The sequence below is a fragment of the Methylobacterium trifolii genome, from assembly GCF_022179685.1.
Lineage (GTDB): Bacteria > Pseudomonadota > Alphaproteobacteria > Rhizobiales > Beijerinckiaceae > Methylobacterium > Methylobacterium trifolii.
The window spans coordinates 1-5988 of the sequence record NZ_BPRB01000225.1 but is presented as its reverse complement, the minus strand read 5'-3'; the positions used below and the strand labels follow the sequence as shown (position 1 = coordinate 5988).

The 5988-nt window shown below is 70.5% G+C and carries 4 protein-coding genes and 1 pseudogene; 3 read left to right on the top strand and 2 right to left on the bottom strand.

Annotation, left to right across the window (positions count from 1 at the left end; all coding sequences use genetic code 11):
* Positions 1 to 354 (top strand): annotated as a pseudogene (locus tag COGEMETH_RS18715) (class I poly(R)-hydroxyalkanoic acid synthase); the annotation flags it as partial.
* Positions 355 to 499: 145 nt separating this feature from the next.
* On the opposite strand, the gene COGEMETH_RS18710 reads toward COGEMETH_RS18715, so the two are convergent.
* Positions 500 to 1822, bottom strand: a complete 1323-nt coding sequence (locus COGEMETH_RS18710) for an OmpP1/FadL family transporter (protein ID WP_238184116.1) — start codon at positions 1820 to 1822, stop codon at positions 500 to 502.
* A 374-nt stretch (positions 1823 to 2196) separates the two neighbouring features.
* Here COGEMETH_RS18710 and COGEMETH_RS18705 point away from each other — a divergent pair, with 374 nt between their 5' ends.
* Complete coding sequence (locus tag COGEMETH_RS18705; protein WP_238184115.1) at positions 2197 to 3081, top strand: fumarylacetoacetate hydrolase family protein; 885 nt, start codon at positions 2197 to 2199, stop codon at positions 3079 to 3081.
* A gap of 97 nt (positions 3082 to 3178) precedes the next feature.
* Entirely contained in the window at positions 3179 to 4180 is a 1002-nt protein-coding gene (bioB, locus tag COGEMETH_RS18700) for a biotin synthase BioB (protein ID WP_238184114.1), read from the top strand.
* Between the two features lie 9 nt (positions 4181 to 4189).
* Here bioB and COGEMETH_RS18695 read toward each other — a convergent pair whose 3' ends face one another.
* A complete protein-coding gene (locus COGEMETH_RS18695) occupies positions 4190 to 5632 on the bottom strand; it encodes a sensor histidine kinase (protein ID WP_238184117.1) in 1443 nt (480 codons plus the stop codon).
* Between the last annotated feature and the right edge of the window lie 356 nt (positions 5633 to 5988).

The window sequence follows — 5988 nt, the reverse complement described above, 5'->3', positions numbered from 1 at the left end:
GATGTGGTCCTCGCGGGCGGCGAGGACCACATCGCACCGGCCCTCTCGGTGTTCGAGGGCTCCTCGAAGTTCGGCGGCCCGGTGGATTACGTGCTCGCCGGCTCGGGCCACATCGCCGGCGTCGTCAACCCGCCCGCCAAGCCCAAATACGGCTTCTGGTCCGGCGGCAAGGCGGAGGGCCGCCTGGAGGACTGGATCGCGGCGGCAACCGAGACGAAGGGCTCGTGGTGGCCCTACTGGTTCCAGTGGCTGGAGGCGCAGGCCCCTGAGCGTGTCCCGGCCCGCGAGCCCGGCGGTGGCAACCTGAAATCGCTGGCGCCGGCTCCGGGCACCTATGTCCTGATGAAGGCCTGATCGCCGCTCGGGCCCGCATCGGCCGTTCAGGGAGCCGGCGTCCTCGTCCCGGATCGATGCTCCGGACCCGGCCCGGCGACGCGAGCGGGACGGCCCCGGAGGATGACGATCCACCGGGGCTGCCCGCGGTTCGAACGACCGGGCCTCAGTACTTGCGCACGAGCGGGGCCGGGGCCGGCGCCGCTGGTGTGCCGAAGGTGTAGCGGAAGCCGACCGACACGATGTCGGCGCTGCCCTCCGAGAGGCCGGCGAAGACGATGTTGCTGGTGTTGTAGTCGCGTCCGGGCCCCGTCAGGATACGGCCTCGCTCGAGGAACAGGTGCGAGTAGGCGAGGTTGAGCGTCAGCTTCTCGCTCCAGCGGTAGCTGGCGCCGGCGGCGAGCCCGATCCGGTCTCCGTCCGGCAGGCGCACCGAGCGGTTCCCGAAATCGATCGGCGTCTGCTCGTAGGACACGCCGCCGCGCACGGTGAGCGCCTGCGACCAGTCGTATTCCGCGCCGATCGCGTAGGTGTAGCCGTCCTTGTAGTTGAGCGGCAGGACGTTCACGGGCACGCCGCGGGTCTCCGAGACGATCCCGATCGTGCCGAGCCTCGACCAGTTGTCCCATTCGAAGCCGAGGTTCATCCGGAGGTTCGGTGCGAGCGCCTGGGTCAGGCCGACGCTGAGCTTCTCCGGCGTGTTGAGCCTGGCGCGGACTTGTCCGCCCAGCGGCGCGAGGGCGAGGAGCGGCACGCCGATCGAGCCTTCGATGTCGTGATGCACCGAGGAGCGGTAGCCGACGCCGAAAGCCGTGCCGGCCCAGGGCGTGATCAGCGCTCCGGCCGTGAAGCCGACGCCCCAGGAATCGCCCTTGAGGAACGAGCTCGGATAGGCGGTCGGCGACAGGCCCGGGATCGGGACGGCCTGCCGCAGGGTGAGCCGGAAGTACTCGATGTTGGGGCCGGCGGCGACGGACAGCCACTCGTTGACCTTGAAGCCGACGACGGGGTTGAAGGCCAGGGAGAAGATCCGGTTCGAGCGGCCGTAGACCTCACCGGCCCAGACCTGGCGGGGCTTCGTCGCCAGGCCGAACGGGGCGCCGGTCTGGATGCCGATCCACAGGCGGTCGTTGATCTGGTAGGAGGTCGCCCCGGAGGGCAGCACCGCCCCTTGTCCGATCTCTCCGGAACCGCCGAGGGGGGCGAAGCCCGGATTGGTCGGCGTCGTCGGCGTGATCTTGCCGGACGGATCGATGAAGGTGAGGTTCTGCTCGGTCACCCAGCCCGGACGCATCGTCACGACAGCCGGGTTCCAGAACATGGACGACACGCCGCCGCTCCCCGAGGCGGCGCCGGCATCCGCCATGCCGATGGCGGTGCTGCTCTGCTCGCGCAGGCCGAAGGCACCGGCCTGGACAGCGACGCTCCCGAGCGCGACCAACGCCGCCGAAGCGCCGCCCAACCAGCCGACGCGCTGAATTCCCGACATGATCGCTCCCCATTCCGAATTCGCGGCAGCCATTCGATGACGCCCCGTTTCTCGGGGTGCTGCCTTGGCATTACTGTACCGGCGTCCGGGTTATGCGGCAATAAACGGATTTGTTGAATAAACAACAGATAAAAACATATATGATTGTCGTTAGACTTTGATCCCGATGGAATAGCAGAATTCGTTCATATCTAAACTTTCCGCTCTGTTTCTCCGAACGGCCGAGCGCGTCGGGGCATGCACTATTTTGCCGTCCATCTGTGGGAAATGGAACACAGTGACGGGCCCGCTCCGTCGCCCGTCGCGCTTGACCCGCTGCGCGGGACGACCACTTTCATGGCGGTCGATCAAGCGAGCGGTGGGAGCGCCCTACGATGAAACTCATCCGCCATGGAGCGAGCGGCGACGAGAGGCCGGGCCTGATCGACCGGAACGGCGGCCTGCGCGACCTTTCGGGCAAGCTGCGCGACCTCGCCGGGCCCGGCCTGTCCCCCGAGTCCCTCGACCGGCTCCGCCTCCTCGATCCGGAGAGCCTGCCGCTCCTGCCGGCAGGCACCCGCCTCGGTCCCTGCGTCGGCGGCACCCGCAACTTCGTCGCCATCGGCCTGAACTTCGCCGACCACGCCGCCGAGACCGGCGCGGCGATCCCGCCCGAGCCGATCGTCTTCAACAAGGCGCCGTCCTGCATCGCGGGCCCGAACGATCCGGTGATCATCCCCAAGGGCTCGGCCAAGACCGACTGGGAGGTGGAGCTCGCCGTGGTGATCGGCCGCCACGCCTCCTACGTCCACGCCAACGAGGCGCTCGGCTACGTGGCCGGTGCCTGCATCTGCAACGACGTGTCGGAGCGCGAGTGGCAGATGGAGCGCGGCGGCACCTGGACGAAGGGCAAGGGCTGCCCGACCTTCGGGCCGCTCGGGCCCTGGCTCGTGACCCTCGATGAGATCCCGGACCTCAAGAACCTCGCCATGAGCCTCGACGTGAACGGGCAGCGGATGCAGACCGGCTCGACCGCGACGATGATCTTCGACGTGGCCCAACTCGTCGCCTACGTCTCCCACTTCATGATCCTGGAGCCCGGCGACGTGATCACCACCGGCACGCCCCCCGGCGTCGGCCTGGGGATGAAGCCGCCGCGCTACCTCAAGTCCGGCGACGCGATGACCCTGCGCATCGACGGTCTCGGCGAGCAGCGCCAGACCGTGATCGCCTTCGACGACTGGACCGCCAAGGTCTCGGCCGGCGAGCCGACGAACTGAGCGGGTGCCCGGGAACCTGGCATCCACCCCATTTCGATCGCGGGGGACCTCGACGCCGGGCTTGATTTTTGCCCGCCGATCCCACTCAAGGGACGGCATGATCGAACTCGCCGCACAGACCCAAGCCGCCGCGATCCGCCACGACTGGACCGTGGAGGAGATCCGCGCGATCCACGACCTGCCGCTGCTCGACCTCGTGTTCCGGGCGGCCTCGGTTCATCGCGCCCACAACGATCCGGCCGACATCCAGCGGGCCTCCCTCCTGTCGATCAAGACCGGCGGCTGCCCGGAGGATTGCGCCTATTGCCCGCAATCGGCCCATCACAAGGGCACCGGCATGGCGCGCGAGCGGCTGATGCCGGTCGAGACCGTGCTGAGGGAGGCGGCCGCCGCCAAGGCGTCGGGCGCGCATCGCTTCTGCATGGGCGCGGCCTGGCGCCAGCCCAAGGACGGGCCGGAATTCGACGCGGTGCTCGCCATGGTCCGGGGCGTGCGCGGCCTCGGCATGGAGGCCTGCGTGACGCTCGGCATGCTCACGCCCTCGCAGGCGCAGCGTCTCGCCGAGGCGGGGCTGACCTCCTACAACCACAACCTCGACACCGGGCCGGACTTCTACGGCGACATCATCGGCACGCGCACCTACGACGACCGTCTCCGGACCCTGGAGACCGTGCGCGAGGCCGGCATCGGAATCTGCTGCGGCGGCATCGTCGGCATGGGCGAAGGCGTGACCGACCGGGCCGCCATGCTCCACGTCCTGGCCAACCACGCCCCGCACCCGGAGAGCGTGCCGATCAACGCGCTGGTGGCGGTGGCCGGCACGCCGCTGGAGGGCCGGCCCGCGGTCGATCCCCTCGACCTCGTGCGCATGTGCGCCACCGCCCGCATCGTCATGCCCAAGGCCCGCGTGCGCCTCAGCGCCGGGCGCAAGGGGCTGACCCGCGAGGCGCAGATCCTCTGCTTCCTGGCCGGTGCCAACTCGATCTTCTACGGCGAGCGGCTGCTGACCACCGCCAACAACGAGACCGATTCGGACGCCGAGCTCCTGCGCGACATCGGCATCACGGTGGCAGTCCCCACCCTGGCGGCGGCGGAGTAGTGCCCGCCGTCAGCCGGAGGCGGGCTGGTCGGGCAGGACGATGCGGAAGCAGGTGCCCGGCCCCTCCGGGTCGAGGCTGAGCGTACCGCCGTTGAGCCGGACCAGTTCCGAGGCGATGGCGAGCCCGAGGCCCGTACCGCCGGAGCGGGCCGAGCCCTGGAACGGCGCGAACAGGTGCTCCCTGGCCCGCCGCGGCAGGCCGGGGCCGTTGTCGGCCACCAGGATCGTCACGGCGCCGGGCCCCGACCCGCTGCCGCGGGTTGCCGTGACCACCACGGCCGGCTCGGGTTCGGTCGCCGATTCGAGGGCCTCGACCGCGTTGCGCACGAGGTTGGCCAGCGCCCGCGAGAGCTGCTCCGGATCGGCGAAGACCTGGAGGTCCGGGGCCACCTGCGTGCGGATGGCGACCCGCGCGTCGCCCGGCACGGCCGCGAGGTCGGACAGGTCCCGGAACATCGGCGCCAGGGTGACGGGGCGGCGCAGCGGGACGTGCTCGGCGGCCCGGCCGTAGGACAAGGTCGCCTCGCAGAAGCGGATCGCCCGCCCGAGCGTGGCCACCAGCCGCGGCGCCACCCGCTGCACCGTCGGGTCCGTGGTGTCCTTCAGGCGGTCGCCGAGGAGCTGCGCGCCGGCCAGCATGTTGCGCAGCTCGTGGTTGATCTTGCTGACGGAGAGGCCGAGTTCGGCGAGCCGCCGCTTGTGGCGCAACTCGTCGGCCAGCCCCCGTTCCATCCGTGCCAAGGCCGTCTCGGCCAGCCCGATCTCATCGGTCCGGCGCGACGGGGTGATGATCCGGTCGGCGCCCTCGGGATCGTCGGCGAAGGCCGTGATGTTGTTCACCAGCCGCCGCACCGGCCGCACGATGACGTAGTGGAGCACGACGAAGACGAGGCCGGCAGCCGCCGCGGCCACGATCAGCGAGGAGACGAGCAGCCGGATCGAGAACTCGACGATGGCCGCGCGCAGGGGCGCCTCGTCCATCAGGATCTCCACGAGGTCGAACCCGTCCCTGCCCCGGCCGACCACCCGGATCGGCTCGTCCGCGGGGGCGATAAGGGTGCGCCAGGACCCGCGGATCGCCTCCATCGCGGAGACGCTCCGCAGGTCGACCATGTCGGCGACCGTGTCGGGGACGGGATCGATCGCCAGCAGGCGCCGGGTGCCGCCGTCCCGTACGGCGATGGCGCGGGCGCCGACGCCGTCCAGCAGCCGGTGCGCCAGTTCGTCCGAGACCACCGATCCGGGGCTCGCGTCCACGACGAGGGCCGCCACCTGCGCGGCGGCGATCCGATCGGAGAGCCAGGACAGGCGGTAATTGGCCACCGCGGGCACGTAGATCAGGATCTCGGCGGCCGCGACGAAGGCGACGGTGATCAGGAACAGCCGGCCCGAGAGCCCCAGGTGCCTGACGAGGCCCGGGGGGGCCGTCGAGACGGCCTGCGCCTCGGGCATCGCGGCCGGATCGTCGGGTCCCGCAACCACTCCCATCCCGGCCCCGGCTGGCGCGGCGACCCCGAGCCCTTGACGCTGACGCGCCGCGCGACCCGGCGGCCTCGCCCTTCGTAGCGCGGGCGTCCGGCTCGCGTCGAGGGCCCGCAAGTTCGCCCAAGGCCAGGGGAACCGGTTTGTCGTGACAGGACAGACCGAATTTTGATCGACCGTGTCTTTCCCGACGATGGCGGGCGCCCTGCACTTTGAATACAGGTCGAAACCCAAGAAGAGGGCGGCCGGATCAGGCCCCTCGCCGGGCGAAGCGCCGCCGCAGGGCGACCGAGAGCAGGGCGAAGGCGGCCAGCGCCCCGAGGCCC